Source organism: Bacillus sp. z60-11 (assembly GCF_046464135.1).
GTDB lineage: Bacteria > Bacillota > Bacilli > Bacillales > Bacillaceae > Bacillus > Bacillus sonorensis_A.
On record NZ_JBIYSN010000007.1, the window covers coordinates 216,468 to 239,156 of the forward strand.

Consider the following 22,689-nt stretch of genomic DNA (forward strand, 5'->3'; position numbering starts at 1 on the left):
TCCGCCTCGGGCGGAATCGCTTTTTTTATGTTCACATTTGCTTGAGGCTGCGTTTTTTCCGCTGATAAAGGTAAAGGACGCCCCCGAATGCGACCAGCAGAAAACCGAGCATCAGCCAGTTATAGATATTCGTCGCCGTATCAGGCAATTGTCCGTTGAACGAATCCGGTGGGGCTTGACCGTCATCATGGCCGTCTCCATCAGTGCCGGACCCGCCATTGCTGCCGTCAGGTCCTGCAGGCTTTTCGCCGCCATCTCCGCCGTCGCCCGGGGCTGCGGGAGGCGTTCCGGCATGTTTGGCATTCAACACGGTATACTCGCTGAAATGATTCACATATCCGGCAACCGTATGCCCTTTGCTATAGCCGTTTTTCACCTTTGTGAAGCGGTTGTTTTTCCGGTCGACAAAATAAACGCTGTTTTTTTTGTCAGGCTGATCGACTTGGAAAAACAGTCCGACCGGCTCTTTAAACGTGCTGACGGCTTTTCCTTTTTGCCGAATGCTGAAGTCGTAGACGTTTGTGACAGCCTGTTTGATGTCTTTTGTGATCTTGATTGCGATCTTTGCTTCTTCGCTGGCCAGATTGACGGCCGGGAGATGCATGGCGATTTTATCGTTTTTCAATGTAATGTTTGGATCATTTGTTCTTTTCTTTACTAGATCAGTCTGTGCTTTTGTCATGCTCAGCTTGATGTTTTCTTTTTCTGTGTCAGGGAAATAGACGATCGCCTGGTTGGCGTTTGCCGCGTATGTTTGAAACGGCTTTTCAGCAAGTGTCCAGATGCCGTCCGCCTGCTTTTCAGGCAGGAATACTTCAGTGATTCTGTTTTCGATGTTCGGCGAAACCGCATCGTACGAATCTAGCTGCTCGGTGAAAATCTCGTAATCTGTAAACCCGAGGTCTACACCGTTTTTCGCTTCTTTAAAGACGGAGTAGCCGTCACCGCCGCCGCCCATGAAATTGTTGGTTGCGACACGGTACGTTTTCTTCGGATCGAGCGGCTCAGATTCTCCTTTTTCATTGACAAGCTTGACATCAAGGATACGCTCTCCTTCAGGCTTGCTCAATGTGAATGTAAAGGTTAAACCCGCTACATGAGGAAAAGCGCCTCCGCCTTCTTCGACCTGACTGACGCCGTGCTCGAGCGCTTCTTTAATTTGCGCTCCCGTCAAATCAGCGGCATAAAGCGTGTTGCCGAACGGCATGACGGTGAGCACTTCGCCGAGTGTAATCTCTCCTTTGTCAATGCTTGCTCTGATTCCGCCGCCATTTGTGATCGCGATATCAGCGCCGCCGGCTTGTTTCGCTTTCCTCAGCATACCGTCAGCGATGAAGTTCCCGAGGTTGGTTTCTTTTGAGCGGACATGCTCGCGCTTTCCGTCAAGCGGGACATCGGCATAGCCGACGACCTTTGTCTTTAAGTCTTCAATGGCTTCTTTAAAACGGTCGAGATCCTCTTTGGCGGCGCTGTCTTCCGCGGTATTTTCATCAATCGCGATCAAATGAGAGCTTGACTTGTCCGTTTGGATGACACCGTTGTTATCGAATGTAACATCGACTCTCCCTAAAAACTGCCCATAGTCTTTTGCTTGTGCGACGATCGTCGGCTCCTCATTTTCCACGACTTCCAAATGATCGACGAGTGTGTGTGTATGCCCGCCGATGATCAGATCGATCCCCTTCACTTTTTTGGCGAGCTCAAGGTCGCGGTTGTGGCCGAGATGGGTGAGGGCGATGATCTTGTTGACCTTTTCTTTTTCTTTCAGTTCCTTGACCGTTTTCTCCGCTGACTGATAAGCGTCATGAAACACAATGTTCGGCCCCGGGCTTGACGTATATGACGTATCTTCCGTCGTCAGCCCGAAGACGCCGACTTGTTCCCCGTTTACATCTAGCAGAATATATGGGTAGATTCCGCTTTCTTTCTTTTCGCCCGCCTTTAAGACAGACGGCTCTTTTCGAAATTTGTTCAGTTCAGGTTCTTTTGAAACATCGACATTAGAGCTGACGATCGGAAAATCCGGCTTTTCAAACCGGTATGTGTTTTCCGGGTCAACCGCGGTTCCGTTTCCGCTGAGAAAGTCTGCGAGCACTTTCGGTCCTTTATCAAATTCATGGTTGCCAAAAGTCATGGCGTCATAGCCCATCATGTTCATCAGTTTCAAATCGGCGAGCCCGTTCCATTTTGTAAAATACAGATCGCCGGAAAAGACGTCGCCGGCATCGAGCAGCACATTGTTTTCTGTTTCACTGCGGATTTCTTTCACTTTGGCAGCGCGCCTTGCCGCTCCATCAAGGTGGGCATGCGTGTCGTTCGTGTGCATGACTGTTAATGTCCAGTTTTCATCATCAACTGGAGGCTCTGAACCGTCAAAGTTCAGCTTATAGACGCCATATCCTTTGTTTTCGGATTCCCTGACAAAATCGATGTCCTGCGCTTTTTCAGCAAACGGTTTGGCGAGGAGGGAAGACTCGAATGTCACGTCGGCTCCTTTAATCGGAGCGATCGACCAGTTGTTGTCTGCGGCGGGATTGACCGTTTTCTTTTCCATAATGTAGTTCATGAGTACCTGCCTGTTTTCATCTGCCGCCGCATAAACGACTTTGTCCTGAGTCAGATGCGGGAATCCGCCGCCCCCGGAGGCGCGGTAATTATTTGTGACGACAAGGAATTCCTGGTCGTCGCGGACGGGTTTTCCGTTGTAAGACAACAGTTTGACGCGGTTCGCCTGCGGATTTTTCACCCCGCCTGAGGCATTGTATTTTGCCGGTTGTGTGACATCGATCTGGTAGGTCACACCGTCAATGACATCGAAATTATACGACCTGAAATCGGGGTTGAGGAGCGCCTGTTCACCCGATTTTGAAGGATCGATCTGATTGAACTGCCCGGCCGACATTTCGATCCAGTCCTTCACCTCGCTTCCCGTCAGTTTGACGATATAGAGCGTATTGTCGTACAAATACAAATCGCCGATGTTTTTGATCGCAAGGTTTCCTGCTTTAATATTTGTATAATAATCAGCACCGTTGCGTCCTCCTGCTTTGAACGGCGCGCCCGCTGATAAAATCGGCAGGTTTTCGTATTCCGTTCCCTTCATGACATCTTCCGCATACCATTTTTGTGCGTCTGTGACAATCTGGATTGAAGGATCGTCTTTTACCTGTGCGAAAAAGCTGTTAATATCGGCTTCCGTTTGGCCAACCGGCGCGCGGACATATTCAAGCGTTTTTTCGTGCGTGTCTTTAATCGCGGAAACGACGGTTTCGTTTCGCGACGTCACATTTCCGGCAATCGCTTCCGTTTTTGCGCTGGCATTGTTCACTGTCCATTTGCCGCCGTCCTGTTCAAGCTGCATATCGATAATTCCTAAATGGCTGCCCCAGTTCTTCGGCATGACGACAGGAATGCCGTTGATCGTTCCTTTTTGGTTGTCGATCACGCCGTTACCGGGATAGTCGGTGCCGGGGAACAGACCGTGCTGATGTCCGGAGATGATCGCATCTATTCCTTCCGTCTTGAGAGCCAGGTCATAAACGGCGTTTTCGGCTCCCGCCGCCTGTTCGCCATTTTCAATTCCGGAGTGGGCGATCGCGATGATCACGTCGGCGCCTTCCTGTTTCATTTTTGGAATCGTTTCTTTCGCTGATTCGGTGATGTCCTGCACTGTGATTTTGCCGTCCAGGTGCTTTTTATCCCATGTTAAAATCTGAGGCGGAACGAAGCCGATGTAGCCGACTTTAAGCTGGTGCTTTTGGCCGCTTTCATCCGTCACCGTCCGGTCTTCAATATGATATGGGGTATATTTGTTCTTTCCGTCCGGTGTTTTAATATTGGCATTGACGATGGGAAATTCGGCCCCTTTTATCGTGCCGTCAAGGAATTCAAGGCCGTAGTTGAATTCGTGGTTTCCGAGCGTGCCGGCGTCATAATGCAGTTTGTTCATGACATCAATGATCGGGTGTGTTTTCGTTCCGGAGATAATCGATTCACGTTCATGTTTGAAGATGTATTCCCCTAGAGGGTTTCCTTGAATTAAGTCGCCGTTGTCGACAAGAATTGTGTTCGGATTTCGGCTCCGGTACTTTTCGATCAGCTGAGCCGTTCGTGCCAGTCCGAATTCAGCCGTTTCTTTGTCGGCATAGTAGTCATAATCCATCATATGGGCGTGGATATCTGTCGTACCCAAGATGCTGAGGTTGATCAGCGGGTGTTCATTTTGTTCTTCTGCATATGTCTGGGTGTTTGGCATGAGTAAACTGAGTATCATCACTGAGGTTAGCAGAATACGGAGAATGTTTTTCCTTGAAAACCGTCTTTTCTGTATTCCCACCATTTCTCCACCTTTCAGATTAGAGTAACAATTTCTATTGTAAGAACTTTTTGTAAAGTTTTGTAGAACTTTCGTTGCGAATATTGTAAACACTCAGAAAATGATTCCAAAGTCTGTCTCTGTCTGCTGGATGACTTAGGTACTTTGTCGCGAGGATGTGGGGATGTTTTATTTAGTGTGGCAAGGGTAAATGGATTTATGTAGACAGAAGCTTCCGGGAGGGTGATCAATATGAGCAAAAAAATTGCAGTTGTTCTGACAGATTACTTTGAGGATTCGGAGTATACCGAGCCTGCGAAAGCGTTCAAAGACGCCGGACACCAGCTTACGGTTATTGAAAAAGAGACAGGCAAAACGCTGAAAGGCAAGCAAGGCGAGGCGCAAGTGGAAACAGATGTGTCCATTGATGAAGTCAGCCCTGCTGATTTTGACGCATTGTTGATTCCGGGCGGATTTTCGCCGGATATTCTCAGAGCCGACCAGCGTTTCGTATCGTTTGCGAAAGCCTTTATGGATGACAAAAAACCGGTGTTTGCGATCTGTCACGGGCCTCAGCTTTTAATCACCGCCAAGGCTCTGGACGGGCGCAGTGCGACAGGCTACACATCGATTCAAGTCGATTTGGAAAACGCCGGGGTTAAATTTAAAGACGAGGAAGTTGTCGTCTGCCAAAATCAGCTTGTCACAAGCCGGACGCCTGACGACATCCCTGCTTTTACACGCGAATCTTTGAAGCTGCTCGGCTGATGAAAAAAGACCGGAACAGATTTCCGGTCTTTTTTATGTTTATTTTCGGAGTGCAGCGAGTTCCTCTGCGATCGCCTGCATTTCACTCGGGCTGAAAGATTTCTTTTTCATCACCATTTGATGGAGATATTCAAGATCTTCAAGCTTTTCGTTGCTAAAGTCTTCCGCTTTGATCACGCCGATGTTCAGCATGTTTAATTTTTGGGAGATCTCTTCGATCATTTTGTTCAGCTCGGCTGTTTTCTGATCAGACAATAAGGCACTTCCTTTCTCTGACGATTTCGTAGTCTTTATTGTAACAGAAATGTCCGAGAAGAAAAGAACCGTTATCGCCAAAGCGAGCGGCATCAAACGGAAAGGGACTTTTCTTTTTCTTGTTTTTCCGCTTTGATTTTTCCAAGAATCTGTTTTGACTCATAGATGACGACGCCTGTTAAGCCGAGGAGGCCGATTAAGTTTGGAATCGCCATCAGGCCGTTCAGCATATCCGCGAGCGCCCACACGAAATTATCCTTAAAGATCGCTCCGAAAAAGACGGCGATGACAAAGATGATGCGGTAGTAAATCGCATACTTTTCATTGAGCAGGTAAGTGAAGCATTTTTCTCCGTAGTAGGACCAGCCCAAAATGGTCGAATAGGCGAACAGAAGCAGGCCGATGGCGACAATCGTGGAGCCGGCGGGACCGAGAAAATGTTCAAATGTCATCGATGTCAGCGCATCATTCTGCTCTGACAAATACATTTTACCCATGACGATCGAAATACCCGTAATAGAACAGACGACCAGTGTATCAATGAAAACCTGAGTCATCGAAACGAGCGCCTGCCGTGCCGGCATATCGGTTTTCGCAGCCGCGGCAGCGATCGGCGCTGAACCGAGCCCGGCTTCGTTTGAGAACACTCCTCTGGCAACGCCCCAGCGGATGACGGTTCCGATGGCTCCTCCGGCCACGGCCTGACCGGTAAAGGCGTCGGAAAAAATTAAGCCGATGGCGCCGGGGACAAGCTCAAAGTTTGTCACAAGAATGATCAGCCCGGCGATCACATAAAATAAGGCCATAATCGGAACAAATACGGAGGTGACTTTTCCGATGCTCTTGATCCCTCCGAGAATGACAAGCGCTGTAAAAACGGTGACAATGATACCCGTGATCCAGACAGGAACGGAAAACGTTGATTTCATGACTCCCGATACAGAGTTCGCCTGAACCATATTGCCTATTCCGAAGGCAGCCAAGGCCCCGAAAATAGCAAATAAAACACCGAGCCATTTTTGCTTAAGCCCGTGTTCCAGATAGTACATCGGGCCCCCTGACATTTCGCCGTTTTTGTCTTTTACGCGGAATCTGACGGCGAGCACGGCTTCGGCATATTTCGTCGCCATTCCAAAAAAAGCGGCCAGCCACATCCAAAACACGGCGCCCGGGCCCCCGGCGATAACAGCTGAAGCGACCCCGACGATATTTCCCGTGCCGACAGTGGCGGCCAGTGCGGTCATCAACGCCTGAAAATGAGAGATGTCTCCTTCTGAAGATTTATCCTGATTTTTGCTAAAGGCCAGCTTTAAAGAATAAGGCAAAAGTCTGATTTGCAAAAAGCTGAGCCTGAATGTCAAGTAAACACCTGTGCCGACGATGAGAATCAACAGCGGCGGCCCCCATAAAAAACCATTCATTTGATCGACTATATTTGAGAGCAATTTCAATCCCCCTTCGTTTTGTGTCTAACTAGAATATTCTGAAAGTTTGTTAGATTTGTCAATAGCCTAGTTAGATTTTCTTCCCGAAGTTGAAAAAACGAAAAAAATCTTTAGTATAAAATCAAGTACGTTTTTCTTTCTGAAAAGAGGGGAAAGAATAGAGGAGGCTGCACCATGATCAAAGTTTTATTTGTCTGCCTCGGCAACATTTGCCGTTCGCCGATGGCGGAAGCGGTATTTCATGACATGCTCAGGAAAAACGGGCTGGATGGCAAGATTGAAGCTGATTCAGCCGGCACCGGAAATTGGCATGTCGGCAAACCGCCACATGAAGGCACAAGGACATTGCTGGCCGAAAAAAAGATCAGCTGTGAAGGATTGTACGCAAGGCAGGTCACTGCGAAGGATCTGAAAGAATTCGACTACATCATCGCCATGGATGCGGAAAATGCCGGGAATGTCAGAAGCCTGGCGGGATATCAGCAAAAGGCCGTCATCCGGCGTCTGCTTGATTATGTTGATGACTGTCCGACGGATGATGTCCCTGATCCATACTATACGGGGAATTTTGAAGAGGTGTACGAACTCGTGGCAGAAGGCTGCCGCCAATTGCTGAAAGACATTCAAAAGACACACAATTTATAAAAATGGAGGGAGAGATTTTTATGAAAGGCGAACGCGTTTTCATCAGAAACATCCTCCTCGGCGCATCGGTCGGGGCTGTCTTGTCTTTGCTGCACAAACCGACGAGAAAAGCATGCTGTGAGAAACTCTCGGCATGCCAAAACAAAATCAGTCTTTACCGCGAGAATCCCGGTATGCTGACCGAATGTGTAAAAGAGAAAATCGAAAAGACGAAAAGGCTGACGGCGTCTATTTCGGACGATTTGACCTTTTTGAATAAACAGATTAAAGAATTGAAGGAAACGACCCCGAAAGTGATGGAACTGATCGAGGAAACAAAGGACCACTTCTCGGCAGGGTCCACCAATCGTCTGGAGTGAGAAAAATGTTCGGCTTTTTAAAAGAGCTTGTGTGGCGCTACTATCTCCATGAAGGGCCGAGCAAATCGGCGGAACTTGCCTACTTTTTTCTCCTGTCCCTGTTCCCGTTTATGATTTTTTTATTGACATTGATCGGCTATCTGCCAATCAAAACGGGGGATGTCATCGGGCTGATCGAGCAGTATGCACCTGAGAATACGATGTCTGTCATCAAAGAAACGTTACATACAGGCAACAGGGGGCTGCTTTCTTTCGGGATCATCGCCGCGCTCTGGTCTGCATCAAACGGATTGAACGCGATTGTCAGGGCCTTCAACCATGCATATGAAGTCGAGGAAAACCGCTCATTTATTATGGTCCGGCTGACGTCTATTCTTCTGACCGCCGCGATGGTCTTCACGATTTTAATTGCGCTGCTTCTTCCGGTATTCGGCAGGGCGATCGGCCATTTTATCGCCAATCTCGACGGAACGCCTGAGATGTTTTTGACAGCCTGGTCGGCGCTTCGCTGGGGGATCAGTCCGCTGATATTGCTGATTGTCTTTACGGCTTTATACTATTTTGCCCCGAATAAACGGCTTTCGTTCAAATATGTGTTTCCCGGGGCCGCGGCGGCAACCGTCGGCTGGATTCTCGTCAGTGTCGTGTTTTCTTACTATGTCAACGAATTCGCCAACTACAGTGCCACATACGGGAGCCTCGGCGGCATCATCGCTTTAATGATCTGGTTCTACTTAAGCGGTATGATGATTATAGTAGGAGGGGAAATCAACGCCCTTTTACATAAACGTAAAATCATTCCTGATGAAAATCCGCGAGAATTGAGCAATCTAAAAAAGAACGAGTGAATCGTTCAAGGAGCGGAGGGATGATCATGACAAAGCATACGAAAAAAGGCGGAAGCCATAATAAACAAAATTCAAAGCAAAGCTCGAAGCATAAAACGAGCGGAAGCGCCAACGGGCAAAACGGATATCATTAAGGCGCTTCATCAAAAAGGGCCGTCTCTTTGAGACGGCTCATTTTTTGGGCGCAGGCAAAGCCGTCACATCCTGTGAGCGTCCGCTTCCGACTGGCCGGCGAAGTTTTTCGCGGTTTTCGGTTTGCCTAACAGCACTCCGGTCCATATACAGATCATGACAATGGTGATCAAAAAAAACAGGTTTCCGTTTTCAAAGGTCTGCATATACCAGCCGCCCGCGACAGGACCGAAAATGCTGCCGAAGCTGAAGGTCATCCCGCACATCAAGTTACCGGCGGGAAGAAGGTGCTTAGGCAGCAAATCGGCCATGAAGCTGATGCCGAGAGAAAATGTCGACCCCACAGCCATTCCCGCCACAAAAAAACAGATGGACAAAAAGAGCACGGAATCAGAAAAACCGGACGCGAAAAAACAGCTTGCCCCGACAGCCAAAATGACGAGAAGAACGTTTCTTCTGCCGTATGTATCACTCAAAATCCCAAGCGGATACTGAAAGATGATGCTGCCGATCGCAAAAGCTGGCAAAATCAGTGAGACGCCTTCAACCGTAATCCCCGATCTGAGCGCATAGACCGGAAAATTCCCGTTCAGCGCCGTTTCCAAAAAACCGTAGCCGAACGTCGGCAAAAAGGCGACCCAGCCCAGCAAAAATGCTTGGAGAAAACGCTTCAGACTATTATCGGAACGCGTGTCAGAAGCGCTTTTTTCAGGGAATTCATTGCTGAGGCAAAAAACAAACATCCAAGCCAAAAGGCTGAAAGAGGCGGAGATGATAAACGGAAGTGACGGCGAAATCTCAACAAGCGGCGTTAAAAAAGGTCCGGCGGCAAACCCCAATCCAAACGAAAGCCCGTACAGCGAAATGTTCCGTCCGCGGTTTTGCCCGGAAGATAATGTGGTCACCCATGTCTGTGTTGAAAAGTGAAGCATATGATCGCCGATGCCGATCAAGAGCCTTAAAAAAAACCACACGATATAAGACTGAAAAAAAACAAAGCTGAAGAGACTGGCGACAACCGTCACACCGCCGATCATGATCAGCGGTTTAAAGCCGAGCTTCCGAAGCGGCGCCTCCATGAACGGGGAAGCGAGCAAAACGCCGATATAAAGCCCTGTCGCATGCAGGCCGTTCATTGCCGCCGAATGGCCCTCCTGCTCGAAAATGACAGAGATAACCGGCAAAAGCATCCCCTGGGAAAAACCTGATATACTGACTATCAATACGAGTATAAAAAAATGAAATCGTCTCATCGCCTATTCTCCTTATTCCTTCATCCTCCTTTGATCGTAAACTTTAGGAAGTTTTTAGGCAAGATGGTTTTTAACAAGAGGTGGAAAACATGAACATCAAATGGAATCAAAACGGTTTTCACGCGGACTTGGCATTTGGCGGCCTCGATATATCAAGCAATGAAGAAGCAGGCTTCAGACCCTATCAGCTTATGCTGGCTTCCATCGCCGCATGCAGCGGAACCGTTCTTCAGAACATTTTGGAAAAGAAACGGATACAGCTTGAGGAGATGACCATCCAGACAAAGGAAGAGCGGGTTCCCGAAGAAGCGGGCCGCATCAAAAGCATTCATCTTCACTTTATTGTAAAAGGGAAAAATCTGAAGGCTGAGCACATGAAAAAAGCGCTCAGGATCGCCTTGAAAAACTGTTCGATGGCCAGGTCTGTTGAAAACTGTATCGACATCAAGGAAACGTTTGAGATTGAGTGAATGTTTAGAGCACTCTGCAATGCGGAATCAATAAGTATGTCTGCATATAATCCGAAAGGTTCGTACAACAATAACCTACAACGAAAAAAGTAAAGAAAAGAGGAATTGAAAATGGGCCGTATCTTCTTTTTGATGATGGCTGCCGGTGTTCCCCTTTCCATTGCGGGGAGCCTGTTGCATTGGCCGTCAACTTTGCTGTTTATCATTTATTGTCTGACCATCATCGCGCTGGCAAGCTATATGGGCAGGGCGACCGAGAGCCTTGCGATTATTGCCGGCCCCAGAATCGGCGGACTGCTCAATGCCACATTCGGCAATGCCGTTGAACTGATCATTTCGATTTTTGCTTTAAGGGAAGGGCTGGTCGGCATTGTGCTTGCATCTTTGACAGGTTCTGTTCTGGGCAACCTGCTGCTTGTCGCCGGCCTGTCGTTTTTCATCGGCGGTTTGAAATATAAACGCCAGGAATTTAACGTGTATGATGCCAGACATAATTCGGGACTGTTGATGTTTGCGATCATCGTCGCCTTCGTCATCCCTGAAGTGTTCGCGGCGGACATGACGGAGCCGCGGAAGCTGTCGATGAGCGTCGGTATCAGCGTCATTATGATTCTGCTTTATGTAGCGGCGCTTTATTTCAAGCTTGTCAGCCATCGCGGCGTCTACCAGACGAACGCAACCGAGGCTCAAGAAGAGCACGAAGACCCGGAATGGAATGGAAAGCGCGCGACATTGATTTTGCTTTTGGCCACAATTGCCGTCGCCTACATTTCCGAAAATCTCGTCCACACCTTTCATACGGTGGCTGAACAATTCGGCTGGACCGAGCTGTTTATCGGTGTCATCATCGTTGCGATTGTCGGCAATGCAGCGGAACACGCTTCCGCCGTCATTATGGCTTATAAAAACAAAATGGATGTCGCGGTCGAAATCGCGATCGGGTCAACGCTGCAAATTGCGATGTTTGTCGCACCAGTGCTCGTGATCGCTTCTTTGTTTTTTGAAACGAGCATGCCGCTTGTCTTTACTTTGCCTGAACTCGTCGCGATGGCGTCTGCCGTTCTGTTAATGGTTGTGATTTCCAATGACGGGGATACCAACTGGTTTGAAGGAGCGACATTGCTGGCGGCCTATATCATCATGGGGATCGGGTTTTTTCTTCTTTAAAAAAATTGGGATAAAGGCGTCCTATCCGGAAAACAATAAGGGAAAAGAAACAGAAAGAGTGATAGTATGAAAAAGCTTTTGTATTTTGCGCTGACTGCGTTTTTATCCTTTAGTTTTTTCGCTGTACAGGAAGCTGATGCAGCCAAGCCGATCAAAATTCCAAGCTCTGTCACAAACATTTCCAAAGAGAACACATACCCGAACGCTTCACAGGACCAGCCGCGGCTGCAGCCGAGCGAGCTAGCCGAAGAGCTGCTGAAAACAACCGATATCGCGATTGAGAACCCTCATCTGATTAAGATGCTGAATGAGTCAAGCATATCCGGTACACCGCTGGCGATCGGGTACAGAGCGACGATCTATTTGGGAAAATGGGCGCTGGGATATACATCGAATGAAACCGTTGCGAATTGGGAATACCGCAAAATTAACACAAACCGCTTTGACAACAGAGGCGGAAAAGCGCCGGCCGAAATCACTTATGCACAAGAACAGACAAGCAAAATCAAAGGCGGCTTAACGGCAAAAGTGCCGAAAGCAGAAGATGTCAAAAACATGATGATGCTCAAAGCCATGGAAAAAACGAAGCTGCCGCTCGCTTTTGAAACGGTGGTCGGAGCCGGTACAAAGCGCGATCAGGTCTACAAGGTGCCGCCGAAAAAACTCGGCCTTCTAAACGCGTATGCACCGGCAGTGAATGAAAAAGGAAAGGTCACATATGGCGAGGTCTATCTCGTTTTAAAAGGCAATAAAAGAAAGCTTGTCGTCAAAAACATCACATCTCAAGGGATCGGAGCGTGGATTCCTGTACAGGATCACCTGACATTCGGTTTTCAGCTGAGCCACCAGCCGAGATAAAGAAAAAGCAAGCCGGTTCAGGCTTGCTTTTTCTTTATACTCTCGCTTTCCGGGAAGAAAAATCAACATCTTGATAATAGCTGTTTTTGACGAGCACATTAGGGCCGAGGCATTTGACATTCGGACAATGGCAGTTCAGCTCTTGGGCCAGCTCTGTATTTCTCCACTTCGCATAGGCGCTTTGCAGACTGTCTGTTTGAATGTTGCCGAGCGGCGGAGTGTCGCCGAAATCGGTCACGATGATATCGCCGTCAAAAATATTGACATTCAGGCGTGATCTGCCGTCAGGGTCGTTTCTGACCGTGACGTTTTTCGCATCGCGCAGCCTTTTTAAAAGAAGCTGATCTTCCGGATCAGGACTGCAGGCGTAAAATGGCAAAGTGCCGAACAGCATCCACGTCTGCTCATCGCGGATGTCGAGAAGGTGATGGATCGCTTTTCTCATCTCCTTCAAGCTCAAGGATTCAAGGGCACTTGCAAAATCGCTCGGGTACATCGGATGCACCTCATGCCGCTGACATTTCATTTCGTCGACGATTTGACGGTGGATATGTTCAATATGAGGCAGTGTTCGCTTATTGAGCATCGTCTCAGCGGAGACCATCACCCCTTCGTCAACAAGAATCCGGCTGTTTTCGATCATTTTCTCAAAATAGCGGGCTCGCTGGGCAAACGTCGGCTTTTTATCCATCATCGCAAAGCCGATTTCGGCAAAGTCTTCGACGGTTCCCCAGTTGTGTGAGATGTGAAGCACATCCAAGTAAGGGATGATCAGCTCATAGCGGCCGATATCGAGCGTCAGGTTTGAATTGATCTGCGTCCGTACGCCGCGCTCGTGCGCATATTTTAATAAAGGAACAACATATTCCTTGACCGATTTTAATGAAAGCATCGGCTCGCCGCCGGTAATGCTTAATGAACGGAGCCGCGGAATCTCATCGAGCCGCTTGAGAAGAAGGCTGAGCGGCAGTGCATTCGGATCCTTCGGCCTGAGCGTATATCCGACGGCACAGTGCTCACAGCGCATATTGCAAAGAGTTGTCGTTGTAAATTCAACATTTGTCAGCTGTATATCTCCATATTGGTCAACGTCCATATATGCTTCCCACGGATCATATTCCGGGGTAATCGGACGAACCTGCGTTTTTTCTGTCATCGCATATCTAACTCCTTTATTGATAGGACATACTAATATAGCCCAACTATTCATTTTAGACCTCATCTTCAAGCTCTGCAAGTGACGGATCATTGAAAAAAGGCTGTTTATAGGCTACCATAAAGGAACAAAAGGAGGAGAAGCATGGGTAACGCAGTACATGACAAAGAACAGCAAGTCAATTATTTGAAAAACAGATTGGATATGTTTATGTCTGTCATCGATTCGTTAGACCCTGAATCGACGGACATTGAAGATATTGACAGACTGATCAGTATGCTTGACGATTTGGAAGCCAAATATGAACGCTTTAAAAAAGACTGGAAATAAAACCGCGCATCCCGCCGCGGTTTTTTTGTTTTCCAAGTGTTGCTTGGTATGAAAAGATGACCGGTTTTGCACAATAAGAAAAAATGAGGTTGGGAGCGAAAATCATGAAACGAATCTGTGCAGCATGCTGCGGATTCCTGCTGATGCTGACCTTTGCGGCCGATGCCGAGGCGATATCCAACAAGGCGATTCATTGGGGTTTTTCCAAAAGCAAAAACCATCAGCCGGCAGATGCGGGAAAAGAGCTGAACAGCCTGTTAAAGCAGTATGATGCTTTTTATTTGGGCAACACAAAAGAAAAAACGATCTACTTAACCTTTGACAACGGCTATGAAAACGGCTACACGCCCAAGGTGCTTGATGTCTTGAAAAAACAAAACGTCAAAGCGGCCTTTTTTGTAACGGGGCATTTTGTCAAAGACAAACCGGAGCTGATTAAACGCATGGCTGAAGAGGGCCATATTATCGGCAACCATTCATATCACCACCCTGATTTAACGACAAAAACAAGCCGCGTCATTCAGGAAGAATTGGAATCCGTCACAGAAGAAGTGGAGAAGATCACCGGCAAAAAGGACAATCTCTACCTGCGGCCGCCGCGCGGTGTCTTCAGCGAGCGTGTGCTTAAAGAAACAAAAAAACTCGGCTATCAAACCGTTTTTTGGTCAGTTGCTTTTGTCGATTGGAAAATCGACGCGCAAAGAGGATGGAAATACGCTTACGACAATATGATGAAGCAGGCTCATCCCGGTGCCATCTATCTGCTTCATACGGTATCAAAAGACAATGCGGAAGCGCTTGATCAAGCCATCACAGACTTAAAAAAAGAAGGGTACACATTTAAAAGCCTTGATGATTTGATGTTTGAAAAATATATGATGCTAAAGACCCTTTAAAAGGAAAAACCTCCTGAAATTACCTGAGGGGGTTTTTTGTTTATTTCATCTTTTATATTTCCCCTAGTCAATTCCATAGAATAAAAAACCATTTTATATACATATATTACTAGATTTGCAGACGTAATAGGTATATGATAGAAATGAAGGGGGAGTAAACCATGTCAAATACAGTAAAGTCAGTCACATCACCCAAAAAATTTATAGCAGGAAAACGATTGCTAGAACATTTAAACGACTACATTAAAGATTTTGGCGACAAGGCTTACATCATTTGCGACGAATTTATTTTAGAGCGGGCTCAGAAAGAAGCCGGAGATTCGATTCAAAAAGCCGGTAATCAAGCCGTTTTTGAAAAGTTCAATTATGAATGCACACAGGAAGAAATCGACCGCAACCGCGGGCTGGCGCGCGAGGCAGGCGCCAATATCATCGTTGGCATCGGCGGCGGAAAAACGCTTGATACCGCGAAAGCGACCGCTTATTATGAAAAGCTGCCTGTTGTGATTTTCCCGACGATCGCTTCCACAGATGCTCCATGTACGGCGCTTGCCGTGATTTATAAACACGACGGGTCGTTTGACCGCTATCTGTTTTTGCCGACGAACCCGGATGTTGTTCTGGCGGATTCAGAAATTCTATCAGGTGCGCCGGCGCGCTTTTTCGCAGCCGGTATCGGCGACGCGTTGGCGACGTATTTTGAAGCGCGGGCATGCTATCGTGCAAACGGTGATAACCTCGTGCTGATGAAGCCTTCAACAACAGGCTTGGGCCTTGCGCGCCTCTGCTATGACACGCTCCTGGAAAACGGCGTGAAAGCGATGCAGGCCGTTCAGCGCAATGTCTCAACCCGAGCCGTTGAAGACACGATCGAAGCGACGATTTATTTAAGCGGAGTCGGCGCCGAATCGGGCGGGCTCGCCGCAGCCCATGCGATCCACAACGGCATGACGGCAGTTCCCGCTCTTCATAACGCCCAGCACGGGGAAAAAGTGACGTTCGGCCTTCTGGCACAGCTCGTCCTTGAAAACGCCCCGGCCGAAGAGCTCGAAACCGTCATCAACTTCATCAAAGGCGTCGGCCTCCCATTAACACTGAAAGATTTGGGTGTCGACGAATTTGTCGAGGAAGAATGGCGTCAAGTCGCTCAAAGCGCCTGTGCGGAAGGAGACACAATGGGCAACATGCCATTCCCTGTCACACCTGACGACGTATACAGCGCCATTATTGCCGCCAATGCGATTGCAGAATCTTATCATGATTGATCATGAAAAAAGCCGCTTCCTCCATGGATGCGGCTTTTTTATTTGAATCGGTGATGATTTCCTTCTCGGTCTATTTGCAGACCTTAACCCTTATGCCGGGTTCTTCTAATAAACCCGATGCTGTATGTCTTTTGCGAAGTCGACTGTTTCCGCTTTAAAGGCAAATCCATCGACAATTCGAGGCGTGAGCATGACAAGCTCAGTCTCTTTTCCATCATTGTTCAGCTTGACCGTGCAGTCCATGTTTCCGCCTTCTTCATCTCCATCATATTCACATGAACTTGCTTGTTGAATATATTCCACCGTGTCTCTTCCTGACGCGTTCCATTTCAGCAAGAACATCAATTGCTCTGTTAAAAGCGGGTAGACCGCTGTAAATCCGATAATGAGCAGGAATAGCTTCAAGCGAATCCAAGCCACCTCTCTGTAATAGAGCGAGGTCAGCGCAAATCCTGTGATCATGAGCAAAAGCCCGGCCAAAGAAACGTAATGCAGTCCGGCCGAACTTTGGACGGGGCCGCCCCAAAAATGTAAAACCGCTTCACCTGCCGATACTTGCCGATGGGTTTTGGCGCAAAGCAGCAAACCGAAAACCATCAGGCAGATGCCGGCCGAGCCTTTGTGCAGCTTCATATGATTCCCTCTTTATCTATAGAAATAGTCGAAGGGAATCACAAAATGTTTCCTTGTTTACTTGAAAATGTCAAACCATCCTTTATGACGGAACCAGATGATCATTCCGATGACAACGGCAGCCATCATTCCGAGGACGAAAAAATAGCCGTAGCGCCAATGAAGTTCAGGCATGTTGTCAAAATTCATGCCGTATACGCCGACAATGAAGGTCAGCGGGATGAAAATCGTGGAGACGATCGTCAGCGTCATCATGATGGCGTTCATTCGATTGGAGTTCAGCGTCTGGTAGCTGTCCCTTAAATCAGCGGTCATGTCCCGGTTGTTTTCCACAATTTCAGTCAGCTTCAGCAGGTGGTCATAAATATCGTTGTAATAAGCTTTTCTTTCGCGGTTTTCCTTTGTATGTTCGATGTTTAAAATTCGGTAGAGCAAATCGCGCATCGGGATGATCGTTCTTCTGAGCTTCAACAGATCCCCCCTGATATCAAACACTTCATTCATCAGTGTGCCAAACGTTTTCCTGCTGTCGCTTTCAGCGATTTCATTGAGCCTGTCTTCAATTTGATAAAGGATCGGAAAGTATTCATCAACAAGCTGGTCCATGACCATATAAGCGATATGGTTCGGCCCTTTCTTCCACATGTCCTTGTTTTCTAAAAACCGTTTTCGCACTTTTTCAATGCCGTCCGATTGATGGAGATGAAATGTGACGATAAAGTCTTTTCCGGCGAATAAATCCACTTCTTCAGACGCCAATGTCTTTTGGTTTAAGGCATGTATGACGTAAAACACGTATTGTTCATATTGATCAAGCTTAGGACGCTGCAAATAATGGAAGCAGTCCTCGATTGACAAAGGGTGAAAGTGAAAATGATTTTGCAGTAGAGTTGCTTCTTCGTCTGTCGGCCGGTCAAAATCGGTCCAATACCATTCGATATCCTGATCTTTCAGCCGTTCTGCCGGGACATCCGATAAAAGCTTTCCGTCTTTTGTAACCGCCATAGTTTTGAGCATTGGCAACCCTCCACCTTCATCATAGCATGCTGCCTTGGAACTTGAATCATTCGGCTTTTTACTCATTTTCGCTCTTTTTTCACTAAAAAAGCAAACATGGTATACTGTGGACAAAGAAGAAAAGGGATGGGAAGCCATGTGGAAGGAAAAAGTAAGCATATCACCGCCATATCATTTTGACCGGGTGTTGGACAGGCTATCGCTTGATCCGCTCAACGCCGTCGACCTTGAGAAAAGGGAAGTCAGGCTCCCGCTTCGCAGCCGCGAAAAAAAGCCGTCCGTCGTCACGGTTCAGGCAACAGGCACTGCGGAAGCTCCGGAATTTATCGTCAGCGGAACAGAAGATCAAGCCGGCATGATGAAAGAAGTCAAACGGATCTTCAGGTGGGAAGAAAGCCTCCAGCCGGTGCTTGATCATTTTTCAAATACGAGCTTGTCAAAGCTGTTTGAAGAGCACGCGGGGACGCCTTTAGTGCTTGATTTTCATTTGTATCATTGCCTGATGAAGTGCATCATCCACCAGCAGCTCAATCTCTCGTTCGCATATACGCTGACCGAGCGATTCGTGCACACATTCGGCGAACAAATAGACGGCGTCTGGTTTTATCCGCTTCCCGAAACGATTGCACAGCTTGACTACAGCGATTTGCGCGAGCTCCAGTTCAGCATGAGGAAGTCCGAATATGTGATCGATACATCAAGAATGATTGCCGGTGGAGACTTAAACCTTGATGAACTTACACTATTATCAGATGAAGATGTCATGAAAAAGCTGGTGAAAATCAGAGGCATCGGACCGTGGACAGTGCAAAATGTTCTGCTGTTCGGGCTCGGCCGTCCCAACCTTTTTCCGATCGCCGATATCGGCCTGCAAAATGCCATCAAACACCATTTTGGCTTGAAAGATAAACCGGCAAAAGAAGAAATGCTTGATATGAGCAAGGCGTGGGAGCCTTATTTAAGCTATGCTTCCTTATATTTATGGAGAAGCATTGAATAGAATGGAGAGAACGTGATTGAAACAGGAAAGAAAACGATCATCAGCAGAATTAAAAGTGGGGCAGCAATTTCCGCTGACGATCAAACGCCTCGGCATCAATGGCGAAGGCGTCGGCTATTTTAAGAAAAAGGTCGTGTTTGTTCCCGGGGCCCTGCCCGGAGAGGAAGTCGTCGTCGAGGCGACAAAGGTGCATCCGAAGTTTTCCGAAGGGCGGGTCAAAAAGGTTCGCAAACGCTCCGAGCACCGCGTAAAACCGCCCTGCATCATCTATGAACAGTGCGGCGGCTGCCAGCTGCAGCATTTGGCTTACGACCAGCAGCTGAAAGAAAAGCGCGATATCGTCATTCAATCGCTTGAACGCCACACCCGTTTCGATATCGGCAAAATGGATATCCGGCCGACAATCGGAATGGAAAATCCGTGGCATTACCGGAATAAAAGCTCATTCCAGCTCGGACGCACAAAAAACGGGAAAATGGTGGCCGGCTTGTACGGACTTGATTCCCACCGGCTCGTTCCGATCACGGAATGCATCGTCCAGCACCCGGCGACGAACAAAACGACGCAGACCGTTAAACAGATTCTCGAAGACTTCGGGATTACCGTCTATGACGAACGGAAGCGGACCGGCGATGTCCGCACGATCGTCACAAGAGTCGGCTTTGAAACGGGCGAAGTGCAGGTCGTGCTTGTCACGGCAAAAAACGAACTCCCCCGCAAGGAGCTGATCGCAGAAGAAATCAAAAAACGCCTGCCAGAAGTAACATCGGTCATCCAAAACGTCAACAAAGCGAAAACATCCGTCATTTTCGGCGAAGATACAAGGCTGTTAGCGGGAAACATGGTCATCCAGGAATTTCTCGGCGACGTCTCATTTGAGCTGAGTTCCCGGGCTTTTTTTCAGCTCAATCCGATCCAGACGGTCAAGCTCTATGACGAAGTCAAAAAAGCGGCTAAGCTGACAGGGCGCGAAAAAGTCGTTGACGCCTACTGCGGGGTCGGCACGATCGGCATGTGGATCGCCGACGGCGCAGGCGAAATCCGCGGTATGGACGTGATCAAAGAATCGATCGCTGACGCTAACAAAAACGCTAAAAAGCACGGAATCAAAAATGCCCAATATGTCACAGGCACGGCCGAACATTGGCTGCCAAAATGGACGAACGAAGGCTTCCGCCCCGACGTCGTCATCGTCGACCCGCCGCGAACAGGCTGTGACCGCATGTTCTTGGACACGATCCGAAAGGTCAAGCCGAAGCGGTTCGTATATGTCTCCTGCAACCCGTCGACACTTGCCAAAGACTTGCAGTACTTGGCGAAGGACTATCGTGCCGAATACATCCAGCCTGTCGATATGTTTCCGCAGACGGCGCATGTGGAGTGCGTTGTACAGTTGCTTTTAAAAAATCATTGAACCTGTGAAAATTGAGTTTTTTCCCTAAGAGAAATCATTATCAAAAAAGCGGCCGTTGATTGGCCGCTTTAAACACTGTCTTTATCATTCAAGGCCAGCTCATCTTCAGGGAATGCATCATCCCCGCTATCATCAAGGCGTAAAAAATCTCAAAGGAGGAACCGCCCATGAAAAGACTCTGCATCATCCCGTGCGGCGCGAAAAAAATCTGGGATGTCGATCCGGAAAGAGGGCCGTCTCCCGCGAAGGATGTTTATATGAGTCCGTTTCACCAAGCCTGTCGTACATATGCGCAGAACTTTTTTGACGACTGGGTGATCCTTTCAGCCAAACACGGCTTTCTGAGCGCTTGCGATATCGTTCCTGAAAACTATGATGTCACCTTTGGGACGGGTCACCCTGAGATCATGACAGCGGAGGCGCTTAAAAAACAGGCCGCAGAGAAAAAACTGCTTGGGTTTGACGAGGTTGTCATGCTCGGCGGAAAAAAATATCGTCCGGTTTTAAGAAGCGTGTTTGGCGATCCTCAGCTTATCACCTATCCGCTCGGTGGATACCGGGGAATCGGCTATATGCTTCAGGCGCTGCAAAAAGCCGTCGCTTGCGGCCGTGAACTGGAGACAAAATGATTTTCATTTTGTCTCTTTTTTTGTAACAAATTCTGTGTTTTCACTACTAATATATGAATGGAAAATCAGTGAACTGCTACATGCGGGAGCGCTCAACCTGGGAGGGGAATGATGGAGGATAAGAACCGCTCTGTTATCACAGATTTGCTGCCTTTATATCATGAGGGGAAGTTAAGTAAAGAGACGGCTGAATGGCTTGAAGAACAGGCCGCAAACAATGAAGAATATCGAAAGCTTATGGTGTGTGAGACACCTCCTGAAACAATACATAAACGCATGAATCGCAAGCTCTCCATTTATCAATTGATATTGACTGCGATATCGCTTTTCCTCGCGATCAAAACATCGCTTTTAAACGGAAGCTTCGGCTTTATTTTATGGTATACAGTGCTTGGCATCCTGGCTTATCTGTTCTATCGGAAGGTGAAAGTCGTTCTCCTTCTTTCCTTTGTTCCGATGTTGATTTGGGGGCTTGCCGATGCCATCACAGGCTGGGATGAGGGATTCGCAAGCTCCGTGTTTGGAGCCGTGCTGCTCGCTGTGTTTCACGGTTTATTCGCTATGGCCGGCTGTTTGCTTGGCTGGCTCTGCTTAAAGCTGAATGAAAGCAGGGGTGTGTTGAAAAAGAAAGTCGGCCATGGTGCACTGCTCTTGGCGGTGCCGGTATGCATCCTTTCCATATACAATGCTTTTAATGGAAACCCGATTAGCGAAATGCTTGCTAAGAAATCGCTGGAGCGCTATTTGACGGACCGCTACCCAGAGAAAAACTTGCGGTTAGGGGATGGCTTTTATAACTTTAAGTTCGCCGACTACTCGTTTGATGTCATTGAAGCAGGTGATGAAACAAAATCCTTCGCCTATGACTTTACAGTAGCAGGTTGGCTCCATCCTGAAATCACCTTTGACGGCATCCGCGAGGCGAATCTCAATAAACCGTTGATGGAGCGGCTCGGCGAAGAAGCCGCAAACGAACTCAAGACTGTTTTATCCAAACAAGTGAAAAACGTGGCGGCTGTCGATGTTTACGTCGAAGTTTTAAAAGGCCGGCTGCCGGAAGATGCAAAATGGGGCAAAGACATTAAGCTGGATCAGCCGATGCAAATTGATATTGTACTTGATGCCGAAAATGCCGATCAACAATCCGTCTTCAGCGCGGCCAAAAAGATCCAGCACGTGTTAAACACAGAAGGATATGACTATGAAACGGTCAATATCAATGCCAACATATTTGATGACAACGTCAAAGACGGATATGTAAAATATAGCGCATTTTTTGAAAAAGACACGGAGATCAAACTGAAGGATGTGGAAAAAGAGATATGAAAATGACGGCGGGGTTGCTAAACCCTGCCGTTCCTTTTTTAAAAAAAGAGCGGTTTATTTTTTGCATAAAATCACACAAATAAGAAAAAAATAGCAATTGATCTATCATAAGAAAGGATGTTGTGTGATGAAAAAATTATCGCTTTGCCTTGTGCTGATCATTCCAATGGCTTTTGCCGCGGGCATTCCTTCCGTACATGGGAAGACGCAGGAATATCAAGATTTAACGGAAGAGCAAAAGAATGAGCTGTCAACCTTGCAAAAAGACATTATGGAAAAGAAAAAACAGCTGATCGACAGATATGTGGAATATGGAATGATGGATGAAAAAAAAGGAAGCGACATCAAAAAACATATGGAACAGCGGTATGAAAAAGAGAAAAAAGAAGGATTCATGCCGAAATGGGGGCATCATCAAAAAAAGTTTCATCATCGCATCCATTATTAACCCCGTTTCTTACACTGCCAGCCCAATTTCTTCGTGACAAAAGTGTAAAGACAGGTGTAA

22 protein-coding genes are annotated in these 22,689 nt (G+C 47.6%); 15 read left to right on the top strand and 7 right to left on the bottom strand.

The annotated features are described in order from the left end of the window. Nucleotides 1–31: 31 nt before the first annotated feature. Nucleotides 32–4,339 (bottom strand): multifunctional 2',3'-cyclic-nucleotide 2'-phosphodiesterase/3'-nucleotidase/5'-nucleotidase, encoded by a 4,308-nt coding sequence (locus tag ACINLD_RS19025; protein ID WP_035428769.1) that lies wholly within the window; start codon nucleotides 4,337–4,339, stop codon nucleotides 32–34. A 228-nt stretch (nucleotides 4,340–4,567) separates the two neighbouring features. On the opposite strand from ACINLD_RS19025, the gene ACINLD_RS19030 reads away from it, so the two are divergent. Then, complete coding sequence (locus ACINLD_RS19030) at nucleotides 4,568–5,083, top strand: type 1 glutamine amidotransferase domain-containing protein (protein WP_026589575.1); 516 nt, start codon at nucleotides 4,568–4,570, stop codon at nucleotides 5,081–5,083. Between the two features lie 39 nt (nucleotides 5,084–5,122). Here ACINLD_RS19030 and ACINLD_RS19035 read toward each other — a convergent pair whose 3' ends face one another. Beyond that, nucleotides 5,123–5,338 carry a DUF1128 domain-containing protein gene (locus ACINLD_RS19035; protein WP_003179785.1) on the bottom strand — a complete coding sequence of 72 codons (216 nt, stop codon included), beginning with the start codon at nucleotides 5,336–5,338 and terminating at the stop codon, nucleotides 5,123–5,125. 92 nt (nucleotides 5,339–5,430) lie between these two features. Next, nucleotides 5,431–6,759, bottom strand: coding sequence for an alanine/glycine:cation symporter family protein (locus ACINLD_RS19040; RefSeq protein WP_142246035.1), 1,329 nt, complete (start codon nucleotides 6,757–6,759; stop codon nucleotides 5,431–5,433). A gap of 198 nt (nucleotides 6,760–6,957) precedes the next feature. On the opposite strand from ACINLD_RS19040, the gene ACINLD_RS19045 reads away from it, so the two are divergent. Genes ACINLD_RS19045 through ACINLD_RS19055 form a run of 3 tightly spaced genes read left to right on the top strand, consistent with a single transcriptional unit; the run spans nucleotide 6,958 to nucleotide 8,635 of the window. Then, nucleotides 6,958–7,428 (top strand): low molecular weight protein-tyrosine-phosphatase, encoded by a 471-nt coding sequence (locus ACINLD_RS19045; RefSeq protein WP_026589573.1) that lies wholly within the window; start codon nucleotides 6,958–6,960, stop codon nucleotides 7,426–7,428. 20 nt (nucleotides 7,429–7,448) lie between these two features. Next, nucleotides 7,449–7,787 carry a hypothetical protein gene (locus ACINLD_RS19050; RefSeq protein WP_026589572.1) on the top strand — a complete coding sequence of 113 codons (339 nt, stop codon included), beginning with the start codon at nucleotides 7,449–7,451 and terminating at the stop codon, nucleotides 7,785–7,787. 5 nt (nucleotides 7,788–7,792) lie between these two features. Beyond that, the gene (locus tag ACINLD_RS19055; RefSeq protein WP_026589571.1) at nucleotides 7,793–8,635 is read left to right on the top strand and encodes a YihY/virulence factor BrkB family protein; all 843 of its coding nucleotides are present in this window, start codon (nucleotides 7,793–7,795) and stop codon (nucleotides 8,633–8,635) included. 197 nt (nucleotides 8,636–8,832) lie between these two features. Here the strand turns inward: ACINLD_RS19055 and ACINLD_RS19060 are convergent, their stop codons facing one another. Beyond that, nucleotides 8,833–10,020, bottom strand: coding sequence for an MFS transporter (locus tag ACINLD_RS19060; RefSeq protein ID WP_026589570.1), 1,188 nt, complete (start codon nucleotides 10,018–10,020; stop codon nucleotides 8,833–8,835). An 89-nt stretch (nucleotides 10,021–10,109) separates the two neighbouring features. Between ACINLD_RS19060 and ACINLD_RS19065 the strand changes: the two genes are divergently transcribed. The 3 genes from ACINLD_RS19065 to ACINLD_RS19075 all read left to right on the top strand — a co-directional run bounded on the left by ACINLD_RS19065 (nucleotide 10,110) and on the right by ACINLD_RS19075 (nucleotide 12,515). Continuing rightward, the gene (locus tag ACINLD_RS19065; RefSeq protein WP_026589569.1) at nucleotides 10,110–10,490 is read left to right on the top strand and encodes an OsmC family protein; all 381 of its coding nucleotides are present in this window, start codon (nucleotides 10,110–10,112) and stop codon (nucleotides 10,488–10,490) included. A 111-nt stretch (nucleotides 10,491–10,601) separates the two neighbouring features. Beyond that, nucleotides 10,602–11,657: a calcium/proton exchanger gene (cax, locus tag ACINLD_RS19070; RefSeq protein ID WP_077735306.1), complete on the top strand. Its 1,056-nt coding sequence runs from the start codon at nucleotides 10,602–10,604 to the stop codon at nucleotides 11,655–11,657. 66 nt (nucleotides 11,658–11,723) lie between these two features. Continuing rightward, on the top strand, nucleotides 11,724–12,515 hold the full coding sequence (locus ACINLD_RS19075) for a YfkD famly protein (protein WP_026589567.1): 792 nt from the start codon (nucleotides 11,724–11,726) through the stop codon (nucleotides 12,513–12,515). Between the two features lie 34 nt (nucleotides 12,516–12,549). On the opposite strand, the gene yfkAB is transcribed toward ACINLD_RS19075, so the two are convergent. Next, nucleotides 12,550–13,671 (bottom strand): radical SAM/CxCxxxxC motif protein YfkAB, encoded by a 1,122-nt coding sequence (gene yfkAB / locus ACINLD_RS19080; protein WP_026589566.1) that lies wholly within the window; start codon nucleotides 13,669–13,671, stop codon nucleotides 12,550–12,552. A 144-nt stretch (nucleotides 13,672–13,815) separates the two neighbouring features. Here yfkAB and ACINLD_RS19085 point away from each other — a divergent pair, with 144 nt between their 5' ends. The 3 genes from ACINLD_RS19085 (at nucleotide 13,816) to ACINLD_RS19095 (ending at nucleotide 16,162) form a co-directional block, all read left to right on the top strand. Further along, the gene (locus tag ACINLD_RS19085; RefSeq protein ID WP_026589565.1) at nucleotides 13,816–14,001 is read left to right on the top strand and encodes an SE1561 family protein; all 186 of its coding nucleotides are present in this window, start codon (nucleotides 13,816–13,818) and stop codon (nucleotides 13,999–14,001) included. A 104-nt stretch (nucleotides 14,002–14,105) separates the two neighbouring features. After that, nucleotides 14,106–14,897 carry a delta-lactam-biosynthetic de-N-acetylase gene (pdaA, locus tag ACINLD_RS19090; RefSeq protein ID WP_026589564.1) on the top strand — a complete coding sequence of 264 codons (792 nt, stop codon included), beginning with the start codon at nucleotides 14,106–14,108 and terminating at the stop codon, nucleotides 14,895–14,897. 161 nt (nucleotides 14,898–15,058) lie between these two features. Beyond that, a complete protein-coding gene (locus tag ACINLD_RS19095) occupies nucleotides 15,059–16,162 on the top strand; it encodes a glycerol dehydrogenase (protein WP_077735305.1) in 1,104 nt (367 codons plus the stop codon). Between the two features lie 105 nt (nucleotides 16,163–16,267). On the opposite strand, the gene ACINLD_RS19100 is transcribed toward ACINLD_RS19095, so the two are convergent. Together ACINLD_RS19100 and corA are read right to left on the bottom strand one after the other, a co-directional pair. Beyond that, nucleotides 16,268–16,795 carry a hypothetical protein gene (locus tag ACINLD_RS19100; protein ID WP_077735304.1) on the bottom strand — a complete coding sequence of 176 codons (528 nt, stop codon included), beginning with the start codon at nucleotides 16,793–16,795 and terminating at the stop codon, nucleotides 16,268–16,270. A 57-nt stretch (nucleotides 16,796–16,852) separates the two neighbouring features. Further along, nucleotides 16,853–17,812, bottom strand: coding sequence for a magnesium/cobalt transporter CorA (corA, locus tag ACINLD_RS19105; RefSeq protein ID WP_026589562.1), 960 nt, complete (start codon nucleotides 17,810–17,812; stop codon nucleotides 16,853–16,855). Nucleotides 17,813–17,948: 136 nt separating this feature from the next. Between corA and ACINLD_RS19110 the strand changes: the two genes are divergently transcribed. The 5 genes from ACINLD_RS19110 to ACINLD_RS19130 all read left to right on the top strand — a co-directional run bounded on the left by ACINLD_RS19110 (nucleotide 17,949) and on the right by ACINLD_RS19130 (nucleotide 22,629). Further along, entirely contained in the window at nucleotides 17,949–18,812 is an 864-nt protein-coding gene (locus tag ACINLD_RS19110; RefSeq protein WP_077735451.1) for a DNA-3-methyladenine glycosylase family protein, read from the top strand. Between the two features lie 16 nt (nucleotides 18,813–18,828). Beyond that, complete coding sequence (rlmD, locus tag ACINLD_RS19115) at nucleotides 18,829–20,226, top strand: 23S rRNA (uracil(1939)-C(5))-methyltransferase RlmD (protein WP_077735303.1); 1,398 nt, start codon at nucleotides 18,829–18,831, stop codon at nucleotides 20,224–20,226. Nucleotides 20,227–20,393: 167 nt separating this feature from the next. Beyond that, on the top strand, nucleotides 20,394–20,855 hold the full coding sequence (locus tag ACINLD_RS19120; protein WP_026589559.1) for a DUF6884 domain-containing protein: 462 nt from the start codon (nucleotides 20,394–20,396) through the stop codon (nucleotides 20,853–20,855). A gap of 111 nt (nucleotides 20,856–20,966) precedes the next feature. Then, entirely contained in the window at nucleotides 20,967–22,181 is a 1,215-nt protein-coding gene (locus ACINLD_RS19125) for a hypothetical protein (protein WP_256860146.1), read from the top strand. A 127-nt stretch (nucleotides 22,182–22,308) separates the two neighbouring features. Next, nucleotides 22,309–22,629, top strand: coding sequence for a YckD family protein (locus ACINLD_RS19130; RefSeq protein WP_026589558.1), 321 nt, complete (start codon nucleotides 22,309–22,311; stop codon nucleotides 22,627–22,629). The last annotated feature ends 60 nt before the right edge of the window (nucleotides 22,630–22,689 follow it).